This window comes from Actinoplanes sp. L3-i22 (assembly GCF_019704555.1).
Classification (GTDB): domain Bacteria; phylum Actinomycetota; class Actinomycetes; order Mycobacteriales; family Micromonosporaceae; genus Actinoplanes.
Genome location: NZ_AP024745.1, coordinates 2,981,043 through 3,006,297, shown reverse-complemented (window position 1 = coordinate 3,006,297; position 25,255 = coordinate 2,981,043). Strand labels below are relative to the sequence as shown.

The following is a 25,255-nucleotide window of genomic DNA, read 5'->3' as shown; positions in this document are numbered from 1 at the left end:
ACCAAACCACGCTTGGGTACGGCCATGGCCCCGCGCCCGTGGCGCCGGGCTCAGCTCAGCAGCTCGAGGAGCCCGGTCACGGTCATCGTGCGGTGGACGATCCCGCGGGCGCCGACGGCCCGCAGGCGCACGTCCCGCGCGAACGCGCCGGCCCGGGCGGTGAGCAGCGCGTCCAGCCCGGCCGAGTCGCAGAACGTCAGGTCGGCCAGGTCCAGGACCAGCTGCGGTGGCGGCTCGGCCAGGACCGCGGTGACGGCCCGGTCGAGCAGGTCGGCGGTGGCCAGGTCGAGCTCGCCGTGCAGGGCCAGCCGGACCACGCCCGGCTCGTCGGAGCGGTCGATCCTCACGCGGCACCCCCGGACATCGCCATCCCCACGCCGGGGCACGGGTGCAACGTGACCCGGACCTGCTTGCCGCCCTCGTGGTTGCGGACCGTCCAGCCCGCGGCGAGCGCCTCGATCAGCGCGATGCCGCGGCCGCCGACGTCGTCCGGGTCGCGGCGGCGGGGTTCCACCGGGGAGCTGTCGGCCACCGAGACCACGACCTCGTCGCCGTGCGCCTCGACCTGCAGGGCGACGCAGCCGCCGCCGTACCGGACCGCGTTGGTGACCAGCTCACTGACCACCACGGCGGTCGCGTCCAGCCAGCCCTGGTCGCGGAAGCCCCAGCCGCCCAGCACGGCGACCACCGCGCGCCGGGCCGCACCGGGCGCGCCGTGATGCAGTGGTACGTCCAGTTGGGCAGTCAGAACACTCATGCACAAACCCCGGGAGATCGCCGATATGCGGCCGGGCAGTACCCACCCCGGGGCAATGGCGAAACATGAGCGACTGGATTGTCGCTTTTAATGCCATTTTACGAGTTATGTCGCTCTAGAGTACGGCCATGGCAGCGGTGCTGGTCGTCGAGGACAACCCGGAACATCAGGCGGTACTCGCCGAGATCGTCCGCCGGCTCGGCCACGTGGCGACGGTCGCCGACGACGGCCGGGCCGGGCTCGCCGCCGCCCTCGCCGACCGGTTCGACCTGATCGTCGCGGACGTCGACATGCCGCACCTGGACGGCGTCCGGATGTGCCGGGCACTGCGCGCCGAGCCGGCCACCGCGGACGTCCCGGTCGTGCTGATCACCGGCTACCTGCCGCCCGGGGACACGCTGCTGGCCGAGGCCGGGGCGGCGGCGGTCGTCCCGAAGCCGTTCAGCGTCCGCGACCTCACCGAGACCCTGCGGAAGTGCCTCACCCTGCCGGCCGAGGGCCCCTTCCTGGCCGAGCTGATGCAGAGCCTGGACACCGGCGCGGTCGCCTGCGACCGGGACGGCCGGCTGATCTTCGCGAACAACGCGATCCGCGACTTCTTCGGCGACGAGTGCGCGACCGTGCCGATCCGGGACTGGCCGGCGCGCTTCCATCTGCGCCACCCCGACGGGACCCAGCTGACCCCGGACGAGATGCCGCTGGACCGGGCCCTGCGCGGCGATCAGGTGGACCACGCCGACCTGCGGGCCTGCGACCGGGAGCACCGGCTGCGCTGGTTCGCGATCAACGCCCGGCCGGTCCGGGACGCGGCCGGGGCGGTGCTCGGCGCGGTGGCCGCGGTGCACGACGTGACCTCCGATCACCACCAGATCCAGTACGAGAAGTGCAAGGCCGAGGTGCTGCAGGCGCTCGTCCACGCGGTCGACGTCCAGCAGGCCGGGAAAGCCGTGCTGCGCAGCCTGTCGACCTGCCTGGACTGGCCGTACCTGCGGCTCTGGCTGGTCGACGAGGTGACCGACCGGCTGCGGCCCGCGGTCACGTACACCACGCCGGGCGCCGAGGACATCCCGTTCCCGCCCAGCCTGAACCAGGGCCAGGGACTCGCCGGCCGGTGCTGGTCGACCGGCGAGCTGCTCTGGGTGCCGGACATCCGGGCGCTGTCGTCGCCGGTGCTGCCGCTGGTCCGCTCGACCGGGTACCGGGCCGCCGGGGCGGTGCCGGTGCTCAGCGCCGAGCAGGTGGTCGGCGTGCTGACGTTCTTCACCCCGGAGCGCCAGGACCCGGAGCCGGCCCTCGCGGTGCTGCTCACCGGGATCGCCGGGCTGCTCGGGGCGTACCTGGAACGACGCCGCTCGGACGAGCTGGCGAACCAGCTGGCGGCCAGCATCGGCGAGTACATCGCGCTGGTCGGGCACGAGCTGCGCACCCCGCTGACGTCGATCGCGACGTACACCGACCTGATCGCCGAGTCCGGCGACGAGACCACCATCGGCGAGGTCCGCGACCTGCTCGCGGTGATCGAGCGGAACAACGCCCGGCTGCGGACCCTGGTCGAACGGCTGCTCGACCTGTCCGCCCTGGAGTCCGGGCACGCCGGCCTGACCCACGGGACCGTCGACCTGTCCGCGGTGGTGCGGCGCGCGGTCAGCACCGTGATCGCGGAGTCCGGCGAATCGGCCGAGCGGGTCCGTCTCGATCTGCCCGAGCGCCTGGCGATCTCCGGCGACCGGGTCCGGCTGCGCCAGGTCGCCGAGAACCTGATCGGCAACGCGGTGAAGTACAGCCCGGCCGGCTCCCCGGTCATGGTCACCCTCACGGTCGACGAGGAAGCCGCCGTCCTCACCGTCACCGACGACGGCATGGGCATCCCGGACGGCGAACGCAACCGCCTGTTCGCCCGCCTCTACCGCGCCACCAACGCCCGGCACAGCGGCATCCCGGGCGCCGGCCTGGGCCTGGCCCTGAGCCGCGCCATCGTCGAACTCCACCGCGGCACCATCACCCTGACCGCCGGCGACACCGGCGGCACCACCGCCACCGTCCGCCTCCCGCTGACCAGTGGCATGATCGAGGCATGACGACCTACCGGAAGGGCGCCCCGCGCCGCACCTCGTGACCGGCTACGTCCCGTCGCCCACCCCGGCCGACTGGACCTGGCTGACGACCGGCATCACCTCGGGTGATGTCCTCGTGCCCGGCGAGGCGCGCTCCCGCGTCTTCGACATGATCCGGGCCGGGTGGTGGCCGACACTCGACCGCCTGCTCACCTTCACCACCGACGACCGCGCCCCGATCCGCCGGACCGTCCTGGAACTGCTGGGCGACCTGTCCGCCGACCTCGCCGACCGGCCGGAAGTCGCGGACGCCGCCGAGCGCGCATTGACCGACCCGGACGCCGCGGTCCGCCGGACCGCTGCCGCTTTGCTGGCACGCGCCGCCGAACCGGGACGGGCGCTGGCCGCGCTGCACGCCTCGGCCGACCCGGTCCTGCGGATCGCCCTGACGGCCACCCTGACCTGGAATCCGGTCCCCGGCCCCCGGGAACTTCTGGACCATCTCCGTGCGGATCCCACGCCCGCCGTCCGCCTGCTGGCGAACATCGCGCTGTTCGACCGGGCCGATCCGGCGGCCTGGCCGGTCCTGGACGCCCGGATCCGGGCCGACCTCGAAGCCAGCGCCGGGACCCTGGACGCGCCGGGACACTGGCTCCCGTCGACCCCGGGCACCCGCTGGGCCCGGATGCTGACCGTCCTCGACCGCGAGGAGGACTGCTACGCCTGGGCCCAGCGCCTGGCCGGGCCGGCCGAGAGCACGACGGTCCAGCTGGAGGGCGTCCGGATGGCGCGCGCCGCGATGCGCCGATGGCGGGCCGGACCCGCCCGGCTGGCGCCGGTCCTGGCCGCGCTCCTGCCGACCGGAGCCCGGGAGGCCGCCGTGCGGGCCCTGGCCTCGTCGCCCGCCGCGTCCCGCATCGCCGCCGACGACCTCGCGGCGCTCCTGGACGATCCGGAGCTCGGCCCGGCGGCCGCCCTCGGGCTGGGCAGTGCCGGTGATCACCGGGCGACGCCGGGCCTGACCCGGCTGATGCTCGACGGCGGTTGCCAGCCCCGCGTGGTCCAGGCGTTCCGGGCGCTCGCCCGGGCCGGCGCCGACCCGGCCCTGCCGGTGGCCGCCGCGCGGCGGATCCTGGCCACCCGCCCGAACTCGTCCGAGCCGGTGACGGCACTGCGGGTGCTGGCCGCCTTCGGGCCGGCCGCCGGGGCCGCGGTGCCGGAGCTCGCCGCGCGGGTCCGGAACGCCGAGAACGACACCCCGGACCTGGCGCTGCACGCGCTCGGCCGGATCGGCCCGGCCGCCGCGGCGGCGGTCCCCGACCTGGAGCACTACCCGCTCGCCCGGTTCTGGGTCACCCGGGATCGGGCGCTCGCCGACCAGCACCTGGCCGCGCGACCGGAGGTCTTCCGCCGCGGCCGCGTCGCCGATGCCGAGGTGCTGACCTGGCTCGCGGAGCACGGCGGGCTGACCGCCCGGCAGCACGGGCAGCTGCGCAGCCTGTTCGCGGGAAGCGGATTCCCGCAGGTGAACGCGGCCCGGGCGATCTGGCTCGTCGAGGGGCCCGAGGTGGCCGGCGAGCTGTTGGCGGTGCTGCCGGCCTACCTGTTCGACGACATGTACGGCCCCGAGGTGCTGCGGACTCTCGCCGGGATGGGCGCGCACGCGCGGCCGGTGCTCGGCCTGCTCGACGAGTTCATCGACCGACGGCGGCGGGGCGGCTTCAACATCGGCGACGCCGACGCCGAGATGCGGGCGGACGAGATGATGCTTGCGGCCACGGTCGCCGCCCGCGAGCGGATCAGTTGTGGCCCAGCAGCTTGGTAGCCAGGACCGCGGCCTGGGTACGGCGTTCCAGGCCGAGCTTGGCCAGCAGGGACGAGACGTAGTTCTTGACCGTCTTCTCGGCCAGGAACATCTTGCCGGCGATCTCGCGGTTGGTCAGGCCCTCGGCGACGAACTCCAGGATGCGGCGCTCCTGGTCGGTCAGGCCGGCCAGCTCGCGGGGCTGCTCCACGCCGTTGCGGATGCGTTCCAGGACCCGCTGGGTGACCGCCGGGTCGAGCAGGGACTGGCCGCCCGCGACCCGGCGGACCGCGTCGACCAGGTCGGTGCCGCGGATCTGCTTCAGGACGTAGCCCGAGGCGCCGGCCATGATCGCGGCGAACAGGGCCTCGTCGTCCTCGTACGACGTCAGGATCAGCCCCTTGATCGTCGAGTCGACCGCCCGCACGTCCCGGCACACGTCGATGCCGTTGCCGTCGGGGAGCCGGGCGTCGAGGACCGCGACGTCCGGCCGCAGCGCCGGGATGCGGGCCGCCGCCTCGCGCGCGGAGCCGGACTCGCCGACCACCTCGATGTCGCCGCCCGCCTGGAGCAGGTCGATCAGGCCACGGCGGACGACCTCGTGGTCGTCGAGGAGAAAGACTCGGATCATGTCTCCTTTTTAGCCCCCGCCCGGCCCGGTGACACAGGGCCATAGGTCCCGGGCCAGGCAGCCCTGCGACCGGATAGCCTCGGGCCGTGGCCGAAGGATCAACGCCGTCGCTGGGGCTGAGCCCGCTCTCCCGGGTCCGGCTCGACGAGCTGCTGCAGGAGATGCTCGACCGGGTCGGCGACGTGGTGAACAGCCGGGAGCGCCTGCGCGCCCTGCTGGACGCGGTCGTCGGCATCGGCACCGACCTGGACCTGCGCAGCACCCTGCAGCGGATCGTCGAGGCGGCGTGCGCCCTGGGCGGCGCGCGGTACGGCGCGCTGGGCGTCCTCGGGCCGGACCACTCCAGCCTCTCCGACTTCATCACGCACGGGATCGACCCGGCCGCGCACGCTCGGATCGGCGACCTGCCGCACGGGCGCGGGGTGCTCGGCCTGCTGATCACCGACCCGCATCCGGTGCGACTGCCGGACATTCGCAAACACCCGCATTCGTACGGCTTCCCGCCGAACCACCCGCCGATGCACAGCTTCCTGGGCGTCCCGGTCCGGACCCGCGACCACGTCTTCGGCAACCTGTACCTGGCCGAGAAGCAGGGCGCCGCCGAGTTCGGTGACGACGACGAGGAGATCGTGGTCGCGCTGGCCGCCGCGGCCGGCGTGGCGATCGACAACGCCCGGCTGTACGAGCTGGCCCAGCGCCGGGAGCGCTGGCTGGCCGCCGCCGCGGAGATCACCGGGGTGCTGCTCGGCACCGTGCACCGGACCGAGGCGCTGCGGCTGATCGCCCGGCGGGCCCGCGAGGTGGCCGGCGCCGAGCTGGTCCTGGTGCTGCTCTTCGAGGCGGAGCACGCGCGCTACCGGATCGAGGTGGCCGATCCGGAGCAGCCCGGGCTGGCCGGGCAGGTCCTGCCGGCGGACAGTCCGGTGGTGCTGGACTTCGGCGCCGAGCGGCACCGGCTGCTCGACGACCTGCGGGCCGCCGCCGAGTGGCCCGGCCCGGTGCCGGCCGGCCCGGCCCTGGCCGCGCCGCTGACCGGGGTGGAGAAGGGCGTGCTGATCGTCTCCCAGTCTCCCGCCCAGGCCGCGCTCGGCGCCGACGACGCGGTGCTGCTCTCCACGTTCGCCGGGCAGGCCGCGCTGGCCCTGGAACGGGCCCGCGCGCAGGAGGAGCGCGAGCTGCTCGCGGTGCTGGAGGACCGCGAGCGGATCGCCCGGGACCTGCACGACGTGGTGATCCAGCGGCTGTTCGCGACCGGCATGCACCTGCAGGGCGCGGTCGGCCCGGGGATGCGGCCGGAGTCGGCGAAACGGATCAACAACGCGGTCGACGACCTGGACGCGACGATCCGGGACATCCGGCGGTCGATCTTCGAGCTGCGCGCGCCGGTCGGGCCGTCGCTGCGCGCCGAGCTGCGGGAGGCGGTCGCGGCGGCCGGGGCGGCGCTCGGCTTCCGGCCGGAGCTGGAGACGTCCGGGCCGGTGGACAGTGCGGTGCCGGACGACGTCGTGCCGGAGCTGATGGCCGTGCTCCGGGAGGCGCTGGCCAACGTGGCCCGGCACGCGCGGGCGACGAGCGCCCGGGTCTCGGTCCGGGTCGCTGAAGGTCAACTTCATTTGCAGGTACGGGACGACGGCATCGGCATCGACCCGGCGCTGGCCCGCGGTGGGGTGGTCAACATGGGCGAGCGCGCGGGCGACCTCGGCGGCGCGTTCGAGGTCGGGCCGGCCCCAGAAGGCGGCACCGTGCTCGTCTGGCGCGTCCCGTTGACGTCCTGACCGGGACTTTCGGCCCTGCCCGCGGCCGGATCCGCGGGGCATCGTGGACGGTGTGAACGGCTACGACGAGTCAGACCTGCGGCGCGCGGCGGCGGCCGGCATCCAGGCGCCCTCGATGCACAACACCCAGCCCTGGATCTTCCGGCTGCGGGACGGCGGCATCGAGGTGCTGGCCGATCCGGCCCGCCGGCTCACCGTCGCCGACCGGGGTGGCTGGGCGCTGCGTCTCGCGCTCGGCGCGGCCACCTTCAACGCCCGGATCGCCCTGGCCTGGGCCGGGACCCCGGCCGAGGTGGTGCTGCTGCCGGATGCCGCCGAACCCGAGATCATCGCCCGGCTGACGCCGGGAAGGACCAGGCCGCCGACGTACGGCGAGACCGACCTGCACGCCGCGATCCCCCGCCGGCACAGCAACCGGCAGCCGTTCTGGCCCGACCCGGTGCCCGCGGACGTCCGGGTCCGGTTGATCGAGGCGGCCCGCGCCGAGCACGCCTGGCTGGACCTGCTGGTCGGGATGACCGCGCTGACCGGGTTCTCGGAGCTCGCGCACAGCGCCGACCGGGTGCTGCGCCGCGACGAGCGGTACCAGGCCGAGCTGGTGACCTGGACGGACACCGAGGACGCGGCGGACGGGATGCCCGCCTACGCCGGCGCCCCGGTCGGCGAGCACCAGGACCTGATCCCGCAGCGGGCGTTCACCGGCCGGCGCCGCCCGCCGGGCCGGGACTACGAGCCGGAACCGCTGGTCGGGATCCTCGGCACGGCCGGCGACCGGCGGATCGACCAGGTGCAGGCCGGGCAGGCGCTGCAGCGGGTGCTGCTGACCGTGACCGACGCCGGCCTGGCCAGCTCGATGATCTCCCAGCCGATCGAGGTGCCGGCCGCCCGTGACCAGTTGCGGCGCTCGCTGAGCCGGACCGGGTTCCCGCAGATCGCCCTGCGGATCGGTTTCGGTCACCCCGGTCAGCGGTCCCCCCGGCGGGTGGTCGACGACGTTCTTGATCTGCCGGTTTGACCGCGCCCACCCTCGGGTTGAAAAGGCCTGCGCGAGCTACGCCGTGGCCCGGGCGGCGACGCGACTCACGGTTTTTGGTCTGACCGCAACCGCCCTCGGACGTCGCCCTTGCGGGTCGAGCGTTCTGGGCGCGCCAGCGCCCTGCTCGGCCCGGAAGGGTCCCCGGCGGGAGCGGCGGTCTGGACCACGGCGGACCCTGGAAAGAAAGGTCTTGATCGTGAACTTTGATGATGATCACGTTCATTCCTCATTCCAGTTGCCAAGGATGTGCAACAGCCACCCCTGCCTTATAGGCTGAGCTCGCGGGGAATCCGGCCCCGCGAGGGGGTGGCGCCATGGATGCGCATGCGATGCACATCGCGAACGGGATCGTCGACGGCCCGGTGTCCGCGATCTTCGTGGTCTTCGCCGTGGCCGTGCTGGCGGTCTGCGTGGTGAAGGCGCGGGCCGATCTCGACGATCGGCTGGCGCCGATGGCCGGGCTGGTCGCGGCGTTCATCTTCGCCGTGCAGATGTTGAACTTCCAGGTGCTGCCGGGGGTCTCCGGGCATCTGCTGGGCGGCACGCTCGCGGTGATCCTGGTCGGGCCGTGGGTCGGCGCGCTGTGCGTCTCGACCGTGCTGATCGTGCAGTGCCTGCTCTTCGCCGACGGTGGCCTGACCGCCATCGGGCTGAACATCACCAACATGGCGATCCTCGGCACCGCCGCCGGATATCTGCTGGTCGCCGGCCTGCTGCGGCTGCTGCCGAAGACGCCGGGCGGCCTGGGCGCCACCGCGTTCATCGCGTCGGTCGTCTCGGTCGTGATCGCCTCGCAGGGCTTCGTGCTGGAGTACGCGCTGGGCGGCACCACCGACCTGTCCCTCCCCTGGATCGCCGGCACGATGGCCGGCACCCACGTCCTGATCGGCATCGGCGAGGGCCTGATCGCGGCGACCACCGTGGCGACCGTGGCCCGGGTCCGGCCGGACCTGGTCTACGCGCTCCGCAAGTTCCGCAAGCCGGTCGTCACCCCGGCGCCGACGGAGGTCGTGGCATGACCAAGCGACTCGGATGGTTCCTGGCCGGCGGCCTGCTCGTGGCGCTGCTGCTGGCCGGCGTGGTCAGCAACTTCGCCTCCGGCAGCCCGGACGGCCTGGACGCGACGGCCCGGCAGGGCTGCACGTTCGACGCGGCCGGGGCGATCACCGGCGGCAGCTGCATGGCCCAGCGGGAGCAGGGGCACCAGATGCGGGACAGCCCGCTCGCCAACTACGGCATCCGGGGCATCCACAACGCGGCGCTGTCGAACGGCCTGGCCGGGGTGGCCGGCGTGCTGATCACTTTCGGGCTCGGTGCGGGCGGGTTCTGGCTGGTCCGCCGGCGCGAGCAGAAGGCCGCCTGAGGTGGGGGCGGGGCACGCCCATCCGCTCTACCTGGACCGGGCCGGCCGGGTGCACCGGCTGGCCCCCGAGGTGAAGATCGTGGCGGTGCTGCTGTTCACGATCGTGGTGGTGCTGACCCCGCCGACTCGCTTCTACGCCTTCGCCGGCTATTTCGGGTTGTTGGCGGTTGTCTCGGTGGTCGCGCGCGTCCCGGCCGTGTGGCTGCTCAAGCGGGCCACCATCGAGCTGCCGTTCGTGCTGCTCGCGGTGGTGCTGCCGTTCGCCGGGCACGGGCCGCGGGTGGACTGGCTCGGCCTGTCGTTGTCGGTCGACGGGCTGCACGGCGCCTGGAACATCTTCGCCAAGGGGACGCTCGGCGTGCTCGCGTCGCTGCTGCTCGCCGCGACCACCACGATGCGGGACCTGATCCTCGGGCTGGACCGGCTGCGGGTGCCGTCGGTCTTCACCCAGATCGCGACGTTCATGCTGCGGTACATCGACGTGCTCGCCGACGACGCGCGGCGGATGCGGATCGCGCGGCTGTCCCGCGGCTACGACCCGCGGTTCCTGTGGCAGGTCAAGGCGTTCGCGGTGGGCGTCGGGTCGCTGTTCCTGCGGTCGTACGAGCGGGGCGAGCGGGTCTACCTCGCGATGGTGTCCCGCGGCTACACCGGCCGGCTGCCGCACGTCGCGTCCCGCCGGCCACCGGCCCGGGAGTGGGCGGTCGCCGCCGCCCTGCCCCTGCTCACCCTCGGAATCGTGGTCCTGGCATGAACGAAGCGCTCAAGGTCACCGGGCTGCACTACGCCTACCCGGACGGGCGGGCGGCGCTGCGCGGCGTCGACCTGGCCCTCGCCCCCGGCGAGCGGGTGGCCCTGCTCGGCCCGAACGGCGCCGGCAAGACCACCCTGGTCCTGCACCTCAACGGCATCCTGCACGGCGGCGGTGGCACGGTCACCGTCTCCGGCCTGCCGGTCGTGCCGGGCGACCGGCCGGCGATCGCCGAGATCCGCCGCCGGGTCGGCATCGTCTTCCAGGACCCGGACGACCAGCTCTTCATGCCCACGGTCGCCGAGGACGTCGGCTTCGGGCCGGCCAACCTGGGCCTGCGCGGCGCCGAGCTGGCCGCCCGGGTCGACGAGGCGCTGGCCGCGGTCGGCATGAGCGAGCACCGCGACCACGTGCCGCACCACCTGTCGTTCGGGCAGCGCCGCCGGGTCGCGGTGGCCACCGTGCTGGCGATGCGGCCGGAGATCCTGGTCCTCGACGAGCCGTCGTCCAACCTGGACCCGGCGAGCCGGCGCGAGCTGGCCGAGATCCTCGAGACGCTGCCGGTGACGCTGCTGATGGTGACGCACGACCTGCCGTACGCGCTGGAGCTGTGCCCGCGGTCGGTCATCCTGGACGACGGGCGGATCGCCGCGGACGGGAAGACGGAGGACCTGCTCGGCGACCGCGAGCTGATGCGCGGGCACCGGCTGGAGCTGCCTTTCGGCTTCGACCCGGCCGCGGCCGCCGCCTCCCGCCGCACCGCCTGAGGCGCTACTTCGACGGTGGCTTCTCGTCGGTGGTCCGCTGGTCCAGGACCACGGAGTAACCGAGCAGGCTCCCGGGCGCCTGCCGCGCGTTGATGCCGCCCGGCTGCAGCACGACCGCCTCATGGCCCAGTGCCCGCCCGGTCGCCTCGTCGATCACGAAGCGGTACTCGATCTCGCCGCCCGACCTCGTCGTCCTGGCGTAGGCGAATCCCTGGCCCCGGCGGCCGTGCCGGTCGGCCACCTCCCCCAGCGAACGCACCCCGGGCAGGGTCGCGATCAGGCGGAAGGCCGCCGCCCGCACCGGGCCGCTGACCGGGATGTCGGTGATCAGGCCGGACGCCACCACCAGCAGCCACTGCTCCGGGTCGTCGGGCAGGTCCCCGGGGCCGTCGACGGCGAAGTTCTTGAGCAGCGCGGCCCGCAGCGCTTCCGGCTCGGTCGGCAGGGCTTCCAGGTACGGCACGGAAGCGGTCTTGCCGCCGACCGCGTAGACGTCCACATACCCCGCGGAGCCGGTGTGCGGCTTGCCCCCGGCGATGCTGACCGGCTCGCCCTCGGCCACGCTGCCGTCCGGCAGCGGCTTGCCGAGCAGCACCTTCTTCGGCGAGCCGGCGGCGCGCCAGGCCGCCTCGTCGGCCGGTGTCGTCGGCGTCATCCCGAGGCTCTGCGACGTCACCCGGGTGGGTTCGCTCCGGGTGCGGGACAGCCAGGTCTGGTCCACCCCCTTCTCCGTCATCTGGAACGTCGAGGTGCCGGCGCCGACGGTCATCACCGTCCCGTACTCGATCCGGACGACCAGATACTTACCGGTGACGGGCTTCTCCGCGCTGCTGCGCTCGGCCGCGGTCAGCAGCAGCTGGGACGCGGTCAGCGGACGGGCCGGCTCGACGGACGGCTTCCGGTCGACCACGACCACGGCGACCGCGGCGGCGGCCACCAGAGCGCCGGCCGAGATCAGCGCGGCGAATCCGCGGCGGCGGCCATGATCCCGGGGCGCGGCCGCGAACGGCAGCGGGTCCGGCAGCGGCGGCGTCCGCGGCGGGTCCAGCCGGGCCGGGCGCGCGCCGGTGAGCGTCTTCATCAGATCGGTACGGTTCGTCATCGGCTCGGCTCCTTCGTGACGCGACGGCGGGCGGGTGACTCCGCGACGGCCTGCTCGAGGCGGCCGCGGGCCCGGTGCAGGCGGACCAGGAACGTCGGGGTGGAGCAGTTCACCACCCGAGCCGCCGCTCGGGGCGAGAGCCCGTCCCAGGCGATCAGGGTGAGCACTTCCCGGTCGTTCTCGGAGAGCGTCGCGAGCGCGGTCAGCACCGTCGACCGTTCGACCACCCCCTCGGCGACGTCGGGGGTGTCGGCCACCCAGGCCAGCATCTCGGCGGCGAGCGCGCGCTGCCGTTCCTCGTCGCGGTAGCGCTCGCGGATCACGTTGCGGGCGACGCCGAGCAGCCACGGCAGGGCCGCCGCGCCCGGCATCTGCGCGAAGCGGCGCCAGGCGACCAGGAAGGTCTCGGCCACCACCTCGTCCGCGAGCGGCTGCCCGGCTCGGGCGACGGCGTAGGCGTACACGCGTCGATGGTGCTCTGCGTACAGCGCGGTGAACTTCCGCGCGGTCTCCGGGTCTGCCACAGATGGGCCGTCCTTCGTGAGGGCGTTCCTGTCATCTGGAAGTGCGCCGGGGAGCCGATTTATTACCGACGATCTCGGGGGCGGGTTTTACGTCGTACCGCAAACGGGGTGACCGCAAGCATCAGCGGACCTCGCGCAGGCGAAGGCGCCGGGTCCACAGCGGACCCGGCGCCTTCGATTGTCGCGTCAGGCGGCCTGGCGCAGCGACCCCGCCTCGGCCGCGGTGACCAGCGCCTGCCAGGTCTGCCGGCCGACCACGCCGTCCGCGGGCAGGCCCGCCGACGACTGGAAGGCGCGGACCGCCGACTCGGTGCGGGGGCCGAAGACGCCGTCCGGGTCGGTGCCGAACCGGTCCTGGACGCCGCGGACCGCGCTGCCCGAGGCACCCGGGCCGACGTCCATGATCAATGCCTGCCAGGTGTCGGCGCAGACGATGCCGTTGTCGGGAAGGCCACGGGTGTGCTGGTAGGCACGTACCGCGTCACCGGTCTGGGCGCCGAAGACGCCGTCCACCGTGACCGTGTGGCCGTGAGCTCGCAGCAGGTATTGCAGCGTGGGCACGGGATGTTCTGTCGAACCCTGTCGGGTCGTCGGCCAAGGGCTGTGGGTAGCGGCCATCCGGGGTCCCCTTCCTCAACGTCGAGTAGGCGTGTGTCATTCACCTTCGCGTTATCCGGCGTCGAAAGAAAGGGTGAAGTATCTCTCCGCCCACACTTTCTTAGGCGGAGAGATGCTCAAACCCTCCTAGATCAACTCTGCGCCCAGTCCCCGAGTGACCAATCCCGCACCTCAGGCATGTCCTCCAGGTGCTCGACGACGTAGGCCGCGTGCTTCTCGAGCTGCGCCTCGCACCACGCCTTCACCTCGGACGCGCCGGCCGGCAGCCGCCGGGCGTTGTTGATCGCGTCGATCACCAGGTGGTATCGCGAGGCCTTGTTCCGCACCGTCATGTCGAACGGCGTGGTGGTCGTGCCCTCCTCGATGAAGCCGCGGACCCGGAACCGGTCGGCGTCCGGCCGGCCGTGCACCAGCTGGTGGATCGCGCCCGGGTAGCCGTGGAAGGCGAACACCACGTCCACCCGCTCGGTGAACAGCTCGCGGAACAGCGTCTCGCTCATGCCGTGCGGGTGGTCCTTCGGCCGCGGCAGGGTCATCAGGTCGACCACGTTGACGACCCGGGTCCGCAACTTCGGCAGCTTCTCCATCAGGATCCGCGCGGCGGCCACCGTCTCCATGGTGACCACGTCGCCGGCGCAGGCCAGCACGATGTCCGGGTCGCTGGTGCCGTCGTCGGTGCCGGCCCACTCCCAGACGCCGGCCCCCTGCGCGCAGTGCTCGATCGCCTGGTCCATGGTGAGGAACTGCAGCTGCGGCTGCTTGTCGATGACGATCAGATTGATGTACGACCGGGACCGGAAGCAGTGGTCGGCGACCGAGAGCAGCGTGTTCGCGTCCGGCGGCAGGTAGACCCGGGCCACGTCGCCGCGCTGGGTCAGCACGTTCTGGATCAGGCCGGGCCCCTGGTGCGAGAACCCGTTGTGGTCGTTGCGCCAGGCCGTCGAGGTGAGCAGGATGTTCAGGCTCGGGACCTTCTCCCGCCAGCCCAGGTGCCGGGCCTCCTCCAGCCACTTGCCGTGCTGGATCGTCTGCGACGCGCTGACCATGGCGAACGCCTCGTAGGTGGCGAACATGCCGTGCCGCCCGGTGAGCGTGTAGCCCTCCAGCCAGCCGTGGCAGTTGTGCTCGGAGAGCACCTCCATCACCCGGCCGCTGCGACTGATCTTGACGTCCGCCGGCGTGACCGTCTCCATGAAGCCGCGGTCGGAGACCTCGAAGACCGCGCCGAGCCGGTTCGAGTTCGTCTCGTCCGGGCAGAACAGCCGGAACCGGTCGTCGTTGCGGGTGTAGATGTCGCGCATCATCTCGCCCAGCTTGCGGGTGGACTCGGCACGCCCGGACGCCGGCGCCTTCACCTCGACCGCGTAGTCCCGGAAGTCCGGCAGGTCCAGATCCCGGGTGAGGCGGCCGCCGTTGGCGTGCGGGCTGGCGCTCATCCGCAGGTCACCGTCGGGCGCCAGGGCGCGGACCGGGCCGGCCGGCGCACCGGTGGCGTCGAACAGCTCCTCCGGCCGGTAGGACCGCATCCACTCCTCGAGCATCCGCAGGTGATCCGGGTTGTCCTTGACGCCCGACAACGGGACCTGGTGAGCGCGCCAGGTGCCACCGACGGTGATGCCGTCGACAATTTCCGGACCGGTCCAACCCTTGGGCGTACGGAGGATGATCAGTGGCCAGTGCGGCCGGGACCCGTCCCAGTCCCCACCGCGCGCCGCCGCCTGGATCGCGCGGATCCGGCCCCACGCCGTGGCCAGGCCCTCGGCGAACCGGTGGTGCATGCCGGGCAGGTCGTCCCCGCCGATCTCGATGACGTCGTAGCCGTGGCCCTCGAGCAGCTTGCGCACCTCGGCCGGGTCCTTGCGGGCCAGCACCGTCGGGCCGGCGATCTTGGCGCCGTTCAGGTGCAGGATCGGCAGGACCGCGCCGTCGTGCTCCGGGTTGATGAACGAGACGCCCTTCCACGACCCCTCCAGCGGGCCGGTCTCCGCCTCGCCGTCGCCGACCACCGCGATGGTCAGCAGGTCCGGGTTGTCCATCACCGAACCGAACGCGTGCACCAGCACGTAGCCGAGCTCGCCGCCCTCGTGGATCGAGCCGGGCGTGGTCACGCTCACGTGGCTGGGGATGCCGCCCGGGCTGGAGAACTGCCGGAACAGCTTGAGCATGCCCTCCTCGTCCTGGCCGACCTTCGGGTAGACCTCCGAGTACGTCCCCTCCAGGTAGCCGGCGGCGACCAGGGCCGGGCCGCCGTGCCCCGGGCCGGCCAGGTAGATCGCCTCCTGGCCGGTGGCCCGGATCAGCCGGGACACGTGCGCGTAGACGAACGACAGGCCGGGGCTGGTCCCCCAGTGGCCGAGCAGCCGTGGCTTGATGTGCTCGGGCCGCAGCGGCTCGCGCAGCAGCGGGTTGGCCTGCAGGTAGATCTGGCCGACGGTGAGATAGTTGTTCGCCCGCCACCATGCGTCGAGGCTCGCGACCTCGGCGTCGTCGGGGTGTGCGAGCCTACGCACCAGGTCCTCGTGGTCGAGTACAACGGTCACGATCTTTCCTTCCCTGAAGGCTTCGTCGATCTTCACGTTCCTCCACCGGGACCCCGCCGGGCAGGGTCCTTCGGCCCTTCCGAGCGGGACGTTACCGTTCCTTGGCGTGTCGGCCATAGTTGGTCAATACGCTGGTCCCGACCGGGGGCCGGGGGCCTCGCGAGCGGTCTTCGAGGCCGGGGAACGCCGGAGTCTCTGGTCGAGGCCGGGCGCGTCTTGTCCACGGGTGTGGTGCGTGCCGTCTCGACCAGCCCGAACTGTTGTTCCCTCACGCCCATGGCGCGGGGTGCGGCCTGGCCGGTAGTTTCCCGAGCGCGATCCGCTGGTCGTGTCCGGGTGACACCTGACCGTCGCCGCGCCGTGAAGCCGTGGGCGCGTCGTGCGATCACCACCGCCGCGGCATGATGCCGGGTCGCGGTGGGAGTCTTACTGGTGAGGGCGGGTTTCCAATGCTGCCCGCCCCATTTAGAGGTGTATGCCGGGTCGACGGCGATCACTGCGATCCCTGCGGTGGAGGCCATGCCGGCGAGGCGGTCGCGGAACTGTGCGGTGGGGATCCCGGCGACGGTGCGCCGGAACCGTTTACCCCGGGAGCCGCGGCCGAGGGTCTCCCGGCCGGTGGCGCGGGCGTCGGCGAAGCCCAGGTTCTCGATCGCGATCGCCGGGCAGCCGTGGAGGTGCGCGAGGTGCAGGGCGTGGCTGATCGCGGCACGCAGTCGTCCGTCGCGTTGCGAGGCCGGGCCGGTCAGGTCGAGGGGGATGGTGATCGGGGTGCCGACCGGGTTGCCGTGCGCGTCGATGACGTGCGCGGCGAGGTGGTCGGCGTTCAGGTCGATGCCCAGTAGCCTGCCGTCGGCGAGTGCGTCCAGGCCGGGCGTGTAGGTCGGGGCTGTCCAGGAGGCGTCCAGGTACCAGCGGCCCCGCACCGCATCGAAGCGGATGTCGTAGCGCACCGATTGGTCGGCGGTGACCCGGTCGGTCCACTGCCCGGCTCGGTGGGTGAACGCGACCGGTTCGGTGAGCCGGTATCGGCCGCGCGGTGCGTTCGCCAGATGCGTGAGCGGGGCGGGCAGGGCGATTGACACGATGCCGCCGGGCGTGACGGTGATGGTGTAGTTGCCGTGCGGGGCGCCGGTCTCGCCGTCGGCGGTCAGGAACATGCGGGCCGCGTCCCACCGGGCCCGCCACTGCGCCTGGGTGAGCCCGGCGCTGCCGAGCCGGTGGCGGGTCTTGGCCAGCCGGCGTCCGCCCGCAACGATCGCCGGACGACCGGCGGCCAGCCGGTCTCGGGCGGCGGCGGCGCGGGCGGCCAAGGCTTGGCGGCGCTGTTGCTTGGCGGCCCGCTCACTGCGGCTGGCATAGCCGGATGTCCGGCCGACCCGGCCTCCGACCGGGGCGCCGATCCGCGCGTCCAAGGTAATCAGGGCCTGACCCAGGCTCGACACGTCAGCCGCGAGAACACGCATGCCGAGTTGGTATTGGTCTTCGGCGGTCCGGGTGATCGAGCCGGCCCACCGGGAGGTCGTGACCGCGGTCAACTCCCGCTTGCGTCGCGTGCGCTGGGTGTCCTTGCCGGACACGTTGCCGAGCCGGACCCGGACGGCCAGATCAGCCCGGTACAGCCCACCGAGGAAGGTTGCGACCTGTGTCAGGACAGCAGCCTCGCCGGTGCTGGGCCGCAGTCTCGTCCGGATGCGGGTGCCCGCAGGCGCGGCGACGACGAACGGCGCAGCGATCGGCCGCAACGCCTTCCTCCGCCGCTTCGCCTTCACCCGGCAAATAGTACATGCGTTCGAGACTAGCTTACAAATACCGACAAACTGGGCGGCAGCAGAGCACCGGGCAGCGAGCTGCCATACCGGGCTGTTTGAGTGAACGCCGCGTAACGCCCGGACCGGGCACACCAAGACATCGGCCGTGATCTACATTGGTCGCGATGGTTCTTCGATCGGCGTGATGGTGCCTACGGGGGTTGGCGCCGCGAGGTTGATCTCGTTCGGTGTGCTCCCGAAGTGGCGTGATCCGCCGCGGACTTCTTTGGGAGCTTCCTGGTGTTGTCAGTCAGATCATGGGCCGGAGTGGGCCGTTCGGTGAGCGCCGGCGTCTTGGCCGCCGGTCTCGCGGTGACCGTGGTGTCAGCGGGTCTGAGCGTGCCGGCGTGGGCGGAGGGCACGTCGGCCGCCGCCGCGGCGTCGGCGGTGGCCGAGCCGACCAACCTGGCGTCCGCCGAGGACAAGGTCAAGGCGGCCGCCGTCCTCGGCATCCTGCCGGACATCGACATGCTGGTCCTCGACGACCAGAACTTCGTGCTCGCGCTGTGGCGCGCGGCCGCGCCGGGCACCTTCGTGCAGAGCGCCGCGCTGCGGGCCTGGGACACCACCGACACCACCGCCGCCTACGACTTCATCGTCACCGGCATCTTCACCGCCGCGCAGGACGACGCGCGGGTCGAGATCGCGGCCGAGCAGGCCAAGGCGCTGCGCCGGTCGGTCGCCGTCATCGTCGGGCTCGACCCGTCGGAGACCGCGCTGATCGAGAAGAGCGACCGCGACTTCATCATCGCCGTCTGGGAGCGCGCCGCGGACGGCTCGCACGTGAAGGCCGCGGCGCAGGCGGCCTTCGCCGAGGGTTCCACGCAGACCGAGTGGACCGCGTTCCTCACCGGTGGCGCCAAGACCGCCGCCGACCAGGACCTGGCCGACGCGGTCGCCCAGTCCGACGCCGAGCAGGCCGCCAAGCTGCTCGCCGCGCAGCTGGCCTCGGCCAAGCGGGCCCTGCTGCAGCTGCTGCTCCTCCCGGTCACCGAGGAGCTGATCGCCGCGCCGAACCGGCAGTACGTCCTGCAGATCCACGCCCAGGCCAAGGGCATCGAGGTGCAGCTCGCCTCGCAGGCCGCGCTCAACGCGCCGGACGCCGACGTCGAGCAGGCGCTGAAGGACTTCATCTTCACCGGCGGCGCCGCGGCCAACGCCCGCGACGAGGCCACCGCCGCGGCCGCCGAGCTGGCTCTCTACCGCACCCGGACCACCGCGATCCGGGACGCCGCGAAGGTCGACGGCCAGCAGCCGAACCTGGTCGCCGCCGCCGATCTGGCGCTGACCACGAACACCGCGCTGGCCCTGCAGACCTTCCTGAACAAGGGCCAGGACACCGCCCGGGCGCTGGACAAGGCCCGCGGCGTGACGACGGTGAACGCGCTGGTCATGCAGCACGACAGCCAGTGCCTGGCGGTCTCGGCCGGCTCCACCACCGCGGGCGCCGCGGTCATCCAGTGGAGCTGCAACGGCGGCCCCGAGCAGGACTGGCGGATCCAGCCCCGCGGCACCGGCTACGAGGTCCGCAACGACCACAGCAAGATGTGCCTGACCGTCTACGGCGGCTCGAAGTCCAACGCGGCCGACCTGGTCCAGTGGGGCTGCGGCGCGACCAACGCGGCGCAGGCCTGGCAGCTGACCAAGGCCAGCAACGGGTACACCCAGCTGCGCAACGTCAACAGCGGTCAGTGCCTGGCCTTCGGCTCCGCCTCCACCACCAAGGGTGACCAGGCCATCCAGTGGCCGTGCGCGGCCGGGCACGCCGAGCAGTCGGTGAACGTCAAGGCCCGCACCTCGGGTCAGCGGATCGCCAACAAGAACAGCGGCCTGTGCCTGAGCAACGGTGGCGACCAGACCAACGGCGCGCACATCCTGCAGACCGCCTGCTCCGACTCCAACGACGCCGAGTGGCACGTCAACGCGCTCGGCAACGGGTACAGCGAGATCCGCAACGACCGGACCAACCTGTGCCTGGCGATCGGATCGGGCTCCAAGGAGAACGGCGCGCACGCCCTGCAGTGGACCTGTGGCGGCGCCAGTCACCTGGAGCAGTCCTGGGACGTGATCGACGCCGGCTCCGGCCTGCTGGAGGTCCGCAACGCCAACAGCGGGCAGTGCCTGGCGATCGGGGCGGGCTCCAAGGAGGACGGCGCGCACCTGCTGCAGTGGCCGTGCGGTGGCGCGACGCACCTCGAGCAGCGCTGGGTCGGCACGAAGAACTGACCCGCACCGCGACAGCAAGAATCCCCCGGGCCATCGTTTCGGCCCGGGGGATTCTCTGTGTCAGGCGGCCGGCGACTCGGACGGCGTCGCGGTCGGGGACTCGCTCGGGATCTCGCTCGGGGTCACCGACGGCGACGGTGACGGCGAGCCGTCCGCCGGGATCGCCTCGGCGCTCGCCCGGGTCGACTCGGCCAGCGCGGTCCACTGCTGGGCCTGGTCCTGGGCCCACGCCAGCTCGTCGGACCACGAGGTGTTCGCGCCGGTCGCCTGGTTCGCGATCGCCGACCAGTCCTGCTGGGTGGTGGCCAGCAGGGCGAAGTCGTGCACCGCGGCCCACATCCGCGCCTGGGTGGTGGCCAGGTCCTGGTTCGCCTGCCAGGTCGCCTGGGTCGAGGCGGCCAGGTCGGCGGCGGTGTTCCAGGCCGCCTTGGCCTCCTCGGCGGCCTTCGCCTTGGCCGCGTCGGCGGCCTGCTCGTACGCCACCTGCGCCTGCTGGGCCAGCGTGACCAGCTGCTCCAGCTGGTGCCGGTACCGCTGCTCCTGCTCGATCGCGTCCATCCGGAACGACTGCAGGTCGCAGTCGGAGGCGCTGGCCCACGAGTACTTGAAGAACTCCGCGATGTCGGCGTCGGTGCCCTTCTGGATCGCCCGCTGCGCGGCCGCCCGCACCCACGCCCCGGGCGCGTGCGCCGCGAGGTCGGTCACGTAGTCCCGATCCAGCTTGGCCTGCTGCTTCGCGGCCTCGATCGGCGAGTGCGCGGCGTCCAGCGCCTGCGCCTCCTTCAGGCCGGTCCGCACGTACCGGTCCTTCTCGTCGAGCGTGCCGTGCGACGCGCGGTTCGCCGTCAGGTACACGATCGGCGAGGTGGTCGGCGTCGAGGTGAGGATCGCCCGGGAGATGACCAGATCGTTGCGCGCCGCGTCCGCCGTCGCCCGGCTCCGGGCCTGCTCATAGCCGCCACCGGTGCTGAGGAACGCGGTGACCGCGGTCGGCAGGTCGCTGAGCAGCGCGTTCCACGCCGCGGCCCGCACCTCCCACCGCGGGTCCAGGTCGGCGAGCCGGCGGACCAGGACCCGGTACCGATCGGTCGCCGGCGTGGTGGCCGCGGCCGCCGTGACCGACTGCGGCAGCGGCGCCGCGAACGCCGGAACGGCCGCCGCCGGCAACGCCACGGCCAGCGCGGACAGCCCGGCGATCGCGGCGTCGCGAGGTCGAATGGAGAACATGGAACCCCCGTCGAAAGTGTCTTTCAGCGAGCCGCATCCGACTCGCCGAAAAGCACAATACTTAGATGATCGCGGATTCGTTGGCCCGGCCGGTCCGCCGTGGACCACCGCCCCGACGTGGCGATTGTCACGCCCCGGCGGTCTCCCGCAGGGCCGCCAGCACGCCGCCGTACATCCGGTTCTTGATCGTGCCCAGGGTCTCCCCCGCGTTCGGCGCGAGCGTGAAAGCGATCTTGACGGCGGTCGGCCGGACGGCGTCCTCGGCGACCGCGTGGTCGACGATCCGGGCGGCCAGCGCCTCGTCCCCGCCGTACCGTCGCCCGGTTGTCATCGCCTCGTGCGCGACCTGCGGCGTCAGGCGACTCTGGATCAGGGCCGACATGCCGGGCGTGAACGGAATGCCGATGTTGACCTCCGGCAGGCACCAGTAGCCGCGGTCCGCCCGCATCACCCGGAAGTCGTGCGCGAGCGCGAGCATCGCCCCGGCCGCGAAGGTGTGCCCCTGAAGTGCCGCCACGGTCGGAACCGGAAGAGCCAAAAACCTTGCGAGCAGATTTTGTACGGCGGCAGCGTACTCCCGGTACTTGTCCCCGTTCGCGCCGAGCCAGTCGAGGTCGAGCCCGTTCGAGAAGAACTTACCGGTGGCCGTGGTGACCAGGGCCTTGTGCCCGTCGGCCTTCTCCACCTCGTCGAGGGCGGCGTTGACGGCGTCGAGCCAGTCGGGGTGGAACCGGTTCTCGGTGTCCCCGAGATCCAGGACGAAGACGTCTTCCTGCCGGTCAAGAGTGGGCATGGTGGCCTCCTGTCGAAGTTACCCGTTGGTAACTTCGACATCTTCACTCACCCCCGCGTGACCGGTCAAGGTAGTGCTGGGGTTACCGACAGCCGGACCGGGACCGGCCATGATGGACCGCATGAACGAGGGTCTCGGTTATGCGGACGCGGTCCGGCTGCTCGGCGGTCAGGACAGTAAGGTCGTCAGCGCGCTGGAGAAGGTCACCGGCGGCCTGATGCTGGCCGGCACCGCCTCCGGCACCCCGATCGCGGCCCCGCTGCTCGGGTGGTTCGACGCCAAGGGCGAGTTCGTACGGCTCAGCCACGAGCTGGTCCGCGGTCTCGCCGAGAAGCGCAGCGGCCTCTCCCGGTTCAGCCGGACCGAGCGGCTGGAGGCGGCCCACGCGGTGATCGCGCTGGCCGCGTTCTTCACGGCGCTGGCGGCGGTGCTGCCGCCCGACCTGCGCAAGGCCGCACCCGACCGGGACGAGCAGATCGCGCTGGCCGGCGGGACCTCGGCCGCCGATTCCCATCCCCTGCCCGCTCAGCTGCTGAGGATCACGCCGGTCCGGCCCGCGCCGCAGGAGGCGCCCGAGACCTTCCGCGCCCGGCTCCTGGATTACTACGGCTGGCTGGGCGAGTCCGTGCACGGCTTCCTGCGCGGGCACATCGCGTTCTACCGGCTCAGCGAGGCGGAGACCCGTCGCCTGGAGGAGGGGATCCCGGCCGTCCCGAAGCAGGCGTGCGAGCGGTACGACGAGTCCTTCCGGCAGCTCGTGGCCGAGTTCCCCGAGGTCGCCTGCTGGGCGAGCCAACGGGAGCACCGGGCCACCCGGGCCGCGCTCGCCGACCTCGAGGAGACGTTGCGGGCGATCTCCACCGGGCAGCTGCCGGACGACCGCCGCGCCGGCCTGGCCACCGCGTACCGGGCCGAGCTGCGGCGGCCCGTGGTCCAGTCCGGCGACGTGCCGGACGGTCTGCGCGTGCCGACGCTGGGCGAGGCCTACCTGCCGCCCCGGTTCCGGACCGCCGACGTGCCCTCCGCGGCGCGCGTGAGCGAGGAGTCCTGGTGGTCCGCCGTGCCGGTCCGCGACGACCTGGAGAAGTTCCTGATCGGCCATCTGACCTCGTCGCAGGGGATGACCGCGCCGCTGCTCGTGCTCGGCCAGCCGGGTTCCGGCAAGTCGGTGCTCACCCGGGTGTTCGCCGCCCGCCTGCCGGCCGAGGACTTCCTGCCGATCCGGGTCATCCTGCGCGACGTCCCGGCCGCCGACGACGTGCAGGACCAGATCGAGCTCGCCGTCCGCCAGGCCACCGGCGAGCAGGTCGGCTGGACGGTGCTGGCCCGATCGGCCGGCGACGCGATGCCGGTGATCCTGCTGGACGGGTTCGACGAGCTGCTCCAGGCGGTCGGCGTGAGCCAGACCGACTATCTGGAGCGGGTGGCCCGCTTCCAGCGGCGGGAGGCCGAGCAGGGCCGCCCGGTCGCGGTCGTGGTGACCAGCCGGACAGCGGTCGCCGACCGGGCCCGCACCCCGGAGGGGACCGTCGCGCTGCGGCTCGAGCCGTTCGACGAGAGCCGGGTGACCCGGTGGCTGGCCATCTGGAACGCCACGAACGCCGCCAACTTCGCGGCGCGCGGGCTCGAGCCGCTCGGCGCCGACGCGGTGCTCGCCCACGGCGACCTCGCCGAGCAGCCATTGTTGCTGCTGATGCTCGCGCTCTACGACGCGGACGGGAACGCGCTGCAGCGCGACGGCGGCGACTTGCGCACCCACGAGCTGTATGAGCGGCTGCTCCGCCGGTTCGCCGCCCGGGAGATCACCAAGCAGCGGCCCGGCCTGCCCGGGTCCGACCTGGAGCAGGCGATCCAGCTGGAGTTGCGGCGGCTCTCGGTGGTCGCGTTCGCGATGTTCAACCGGGCCGCGCTCTGGATCACCGAGGCGGATCTGGAGGCCGACCTCGGCGTCCTGTTCGGCACCGCCCGGCCGGCGCCGTCCGGGGGCGGCCTGCGGGTGCCGCTGCGAGCCGCCGAGCTCGCCCTCGGCCGGTTCTTCTTCATCCACCGGGCGCAGGCCGCGCAGCAGGAGGCGCGGCTGGAGACGTTCGAGTTCCTGCACGCCACGTTCGGCGAGTTCCTGGTGGCCCGGCTGACCCGGCAGGTGCTCGGCGACATGACGGCGCGCGAGGCGGCGTCGACCATGTCGTTCGGCGGCGAGGCGGTCGACGACGACCTGCTGCGCGCGCTGCTCTCGTTCGAGCCGCTGAGCCTGCGCGGCCCGATCCTGGAGTTCCTCGCCGAGATGCTGGAGCCGGCCGCCCGCCCCGCGACGCGGGATCTGCTGGTCCGTCTGTTCCGCCGGGTCAATCACACGCCGCCGGGGGCACGCTTCGCCGAGTACCGGCCGCAGATACAGGGCGAGCCCGCCCGGTATGCCACCTACAGCGCCAACCTGCTGCTCCTTCTCACCGTCGCGGCGGAGTCGATCTCGGCAAGCGAGCTGTTCGACAGCCCGGTCGGGGCGGTGGACGCGTGGCGGCGGCAAGCGCTGCTGTGGCGGTCACAGCTCTCCGTCGACGGTTGGGAGAGTCTGATCGACGTGGTGGCGCTGGACCGGATCCGGGTCGATGGCAGCCCCGACGTGCTGCTGAGTCGCACGATCGAGCCGGCCGAGACGCCTCCGATCGATCTGAACTGGAGCGCCAGGACGTCACTGTCGAGCCGTCTGTATCGCGCCGGGCCGGCCAACACCAGGGACGCCGTGCTCCGGCGGGAGGCCTATTTCCAGTGCAGCGATCACGACGACATCGCGATGCACGCTCTGGAACCGCTCTTCACCGGGCTGCCGACCAGTGTGGGCACGCTGATCGCCTGGGACCATCCCGCCACCGACGCCGCCTCGACCGCACATTCGCTGCTCGCAGCTCTGATCCGCCCCTCAAGGGACGCCTACCTTCGCTGCGCCCAGATCGCCGCGTCCGATTTCCGCCCCTACGGCAACGCGTTTGCCATCCTGTTGCTGGATCGGCTCTCCGCTGATCAGAAGATGACGCCGAAAACCGTGGCCGACGTGCTGGACATGGTCACCCGGAACGACACGACGCTACTGAACTCAGACTTGCTCACCGCCGCTGTCCGGTGCGCGCTCGCATTTCTGGGACAGGACGACCTCACCGACAGGCGGCTGCTCAGCCTGCTTGTAAGCGCTGTGTTCGGCCTTGTCACCGTCAAACCGCTGACCCGAGCCGAGGCTCTCGTCCGGCTGTACACGATGGGTGCCATGGTTCGAGTTTCTCCCTCGGCGCTCCTGACAACCAATCTCGAAGAGTTGATCCGGGATGCGAAAGCCAGGCCGGACCTCGTCGCGCACCTCCGCCGGATCCAGGCGGAGTGGCCGGTGGCGGATCCCGGCTGAGTGGCCGGCGGCGGATCCCGGCTGAATGGCCGGCGGCGGATCCCGGCTGAATGGCCGGCGGGGCTTGGTGGGCCCCGCC

The 25,255-nt window shown here is 72.5% G+C and carries 19 protein-coding genes and 1 pseudogene; 10 read left to right on the top strand and 10 right to left on the bottom strand.

Annotated elements, in window-relative coordinates; genetic code table 11:
* Nucleotides 1-50: 50 nt before the first annotated feature.
* Complete coding sequence (locus L3i22_RS13325; protein WP_221327270.1) at nucleotides 51-347, bottom strand: STAS domain-containing protein; 297 nt, start codon at nucleotides 345-347, stop codon at nucleotides 51-53.
* Nucleotides 344-757: an ATP-binding protein gene (locus L3i22_RS13320; protein ID WP_221327269.1), complete on the bottom strand. Its 414-nt coding sequence runs from the start codon at nucleotides 755-757 to the stop codon at nucleotides 344-346. Before L3i22_RS13320 ends, L3i22_RS13325 begins: the two co-directional genes overlap by 4 nt.
* A gap of 128 nt (nucleotides 758-885) precedes the next feature.
* Here L3i22_RS13320 and L3i22_RS13315 point away from each other — a divergent pair, with 128 nt between their 5' ends.
* Both L3i22_RS13315 and L3i22_RS54325 read left to right on the top strand, forming a co-directional pair.
* Nucleotides 886-2,835 carry an ATP-binding protein gene (locus L3i22_RS13315; RefSeq protein ID WP_221327268.1) on the top strand — a complete coding sequence of 650 codons (1,950 nt, stop codon included), beginning with the start codon at nucleotides 886-888 and terminating at the stop codon, nucleotides 2,833-2,835.
* Nucleotides 2,836-2,869: 34 nt separating this feature from the next.
* Nucleotides 2,870-4,636, top strand: a complete 1,767-nt coding sequence (locus tag L3i22_RS54325; protein WP_221327267.1) for a hypothetical protein — start codon at nucleotides 2,870-2,872, stop codon at nucleotides 4,634-4,636.
* Here L3i22_RS54325 and L3i22_RS13305 read toward each other — a convergent pair.
* Nucleotides 4,611-5,246: a response regulator transcription factor gene (locus tag L3i22_RS13305; RefSeq protein WP_221327266.1), complete on the bottom strand. Its 636-nt coding sequence runs from the start codon at nucleotides 5,244-5,246 to the stop codon at nucleotides 4,611-4,613. The two genes, L3i22_RS54325 and L3i22_RS13305, sit on opposite strands and share 26 nt — an antisense overlap.
* 161 nt (nucleotides 5,247-5,407) lie before the next feature.
* Between L3i22_RS13305 and L3i22_RS13300 the strand changes: the two genes are divergently transcribed.
* The 6 genes from L3i22_RS13300 to L3i22_RS13275 all read left to right on the top strand — a co-directional run bounded on the left by L3i22_RS13300 (nucleotide 5,408) and on the right by L3i22_RS13275 (nucleotide 10,938).
* Entirely contained in the window at nucleotides 5,408-7,021 is a 1,614-nt protein-coding gene (locus L3i22_RS13300; RefSeq protein WP_255658669.1) for a GAF domain-containing sensor histidine kinase, read from the top strand.
* Between the two features lie 52 nt (nucleotides 7,022-7,073).
* Nucleotides 7,074-8,036 (top strand): nitroreductase, encoded by a 963-nt coding sequence (locus L3i22_RS13295; RefSeq protein ID WP_221327264.1) that lies wholly within the window; start codon nucleotides 7,074-7,076, stop codon nucleotides 8,034-8,036.
* Nucleotides 8,037-8,371: 335 nt separating this feature from the next.
* The gene (locus tag L3i22_RS13290) at nucleotides 8,372-9,076 is read left to right on the top strand and encodes an energy-coupling factor ABC transporter permease (protein ID WP_221327263.1); all 705 of its coding nucleotides are present in this window, start codon (nucleotides 8,372-8,374) and stop codon (nucleotides 9,074-9,076) included.
* Nucleotides 9,073-9,420 (top strand): PDGLE domain-containing protein, encoded by a 348-nt coding sequence (locus tag L3i22_RS13285; RefSeq protein ID WP_221327262.1) that lies wholly within the window; start codon nucleotides 9,073-9,075, stop codon nucleotides 9,418-9,420. Before L3i22_RS13290 ends, L3i22_RS13285 begins: the two co-directional genes overlap by 4 nt.
* Nucleotide 9,421: 1 nt before the next feature.
* Nucleotides 9,422-10,174, top strand: coding sequence for a cobalt ECF transporter T component CbiQ (cbiQ, locus tag L3i22_RS13280; RefSeq protein ID WP_221327261.1), 753 nt, complete (start codon nucleotides 9,422-9,424; stop codon nucleotides 10,172-10,174).
* Complete coding sequence (locus tag L3i22_RS13275; protein ID WP_221327260.1) at nucleotides 10,171-10,938, top strand: energy-coupling factor ABC transporter ATP-binding protein; 768 nt, start codon at nucleotides 10,171-10,173, stop codon at nucleotides 10,936-10,938. The genes cbiQ and L3i22_RS13275 overlap by 4 nt, the downstream gene beginning before the upstream one ends.
* A gap of 4 nt (nucleotides 10,939-10,942) precedes the next feature.
* On the opposite strand, the gene L3i22_RS13270 is transcribed toward L3i22_RS13275, so the two are convergent.
* The 5 genes from L3i22_RS13270 to L3i22_RS13250 all read right to left on the bottom strand — a co-directional run bounded on the left by L3i22_RS13270 (nucleotide 10,943) and on the right by L3i22_RS13250 (nucleotide 17,302).
* Nucleotides 10,943-12,040, bottom strand: coding sequence for a CU044_5270 family protein (locus tag L3i22_RS13270; RefSeq protein WP_221327259.1), 1,098 nt, complete (start codon nucleotides 12,038-12,040; stop codon nucleotides 10,943-10,945).
* Complete coding sequence (locus L3i22_RS13265) at nucleotides 12,037-12,564, bottom strand: RNA polymerase sigma factor (RefSeq protein ID WP_221327258.1); 528 nt, start codon at nucleotides 12,562-12,564, stop codon at nucleotides 12,037-12,039. The genes L3i22_RS13270 and L3i22_RS13265 overlap by 4 nt, the downstream gene beginning before the upstream one ends.
* Before the next feature lie 186 nt (nucleotides 12,565-12,750).
* Nucleotides 12,751-13,125, bottom strand: coding sequence for a peptidoglycan-binding protein (locus L3i22_RS13260; RefSeq protein WP_255658189.1), 375 nt, complete (start codon nucleotides 13,123-13,125; stop codon nucleotides 12,751-12,753).
* A 188-nt stretch (nucleotides 13,126-13,313) separates the two neighbouring features.
* Entirely contained in the window at nucleotides 13,314-15,722 is a 2,409-nt protein-coding gene (locus tag L3i22_RS13255) for a phosphoketolase (protein WP_221327256.1), read from the bottom strand.
* Between the two features lie 32 nt (nucleotides 15,723-15,754).
* The gene (locus L3i22_RS13250) at nucleotides 15,755-17,302 is read right to left on the bottom strand and encodes a hypothetical protein (protein WP_221327255.1); all 1,548 of its coding nucleotides are present in this window, start codon (nucleotides 17,300-17,302) and stop codon (nucleotides 15,755-15,757) included.
* A gap of 498 nt (nucleotides 17,303-17,800) precedes the next feature.
* Here L3i22_RS13250 and L3i22_RS13245 point away from each other — a divergent pair, with 498 nt between their 5' ends.
* Entirely contained in the window at nucleotides 17,801-19,759 is a 1,959-nt protein-coding gene (locus L3i22_RS13245; RefSeq protein ID WP_221327254.1) for an RICIN domain-containing protein, read from the top strand.
* Nucleotides 19,760-20,356: 597 nt separating this feature from the next.
* Here L3i22_RS13245 and L3i22_RS54605 read toward each other — a convergent pair.
* Nucleotides 20,357-20,986: pseudogene (locus L3i22_RS54605) on the bottom strand (hypothetical protein); the annotation flags it as partial.
* Nucleotides 20,987-21,113: 127 nt separating this feature from the next.
* Nucleotides 21,114-21,779 carry an enoyl-CoA hydratase-related protein gene (locus tag L3i22_RS13235; RefSeq protein ID WP_221327252.1) on the bottom strand — a complete coding sequence of 222 codons (666 nt, stop codon included), beginning with the start codon at nucleotides 21,777-21,779 and terminating at the stop codon, nucleotides 21,114-21,116.
* 121 nt (nucleotides 21,780-21,900) lie between these two features.
* On the opposite strand from L3i22_RS13235, the gene L3i22_RS13230 reads away from it, so the two are divergent.
* The gene (locus L3i22_RS13230) at nucleotides 21,901-25,176 is read left to right on the top strand and encodes an NACHT domain-containing NTPase (protein ID WP_221327251.1); all 3,276 of its coding nucleotides are present in this window, start codon (nucleotides 21,901-21,903) and stop codon (nucleotides 25,174-25,176) included.
* The last annotated feature ends 79 nt before the right edge of the window (nucleotides 25,177-25,255 follow it).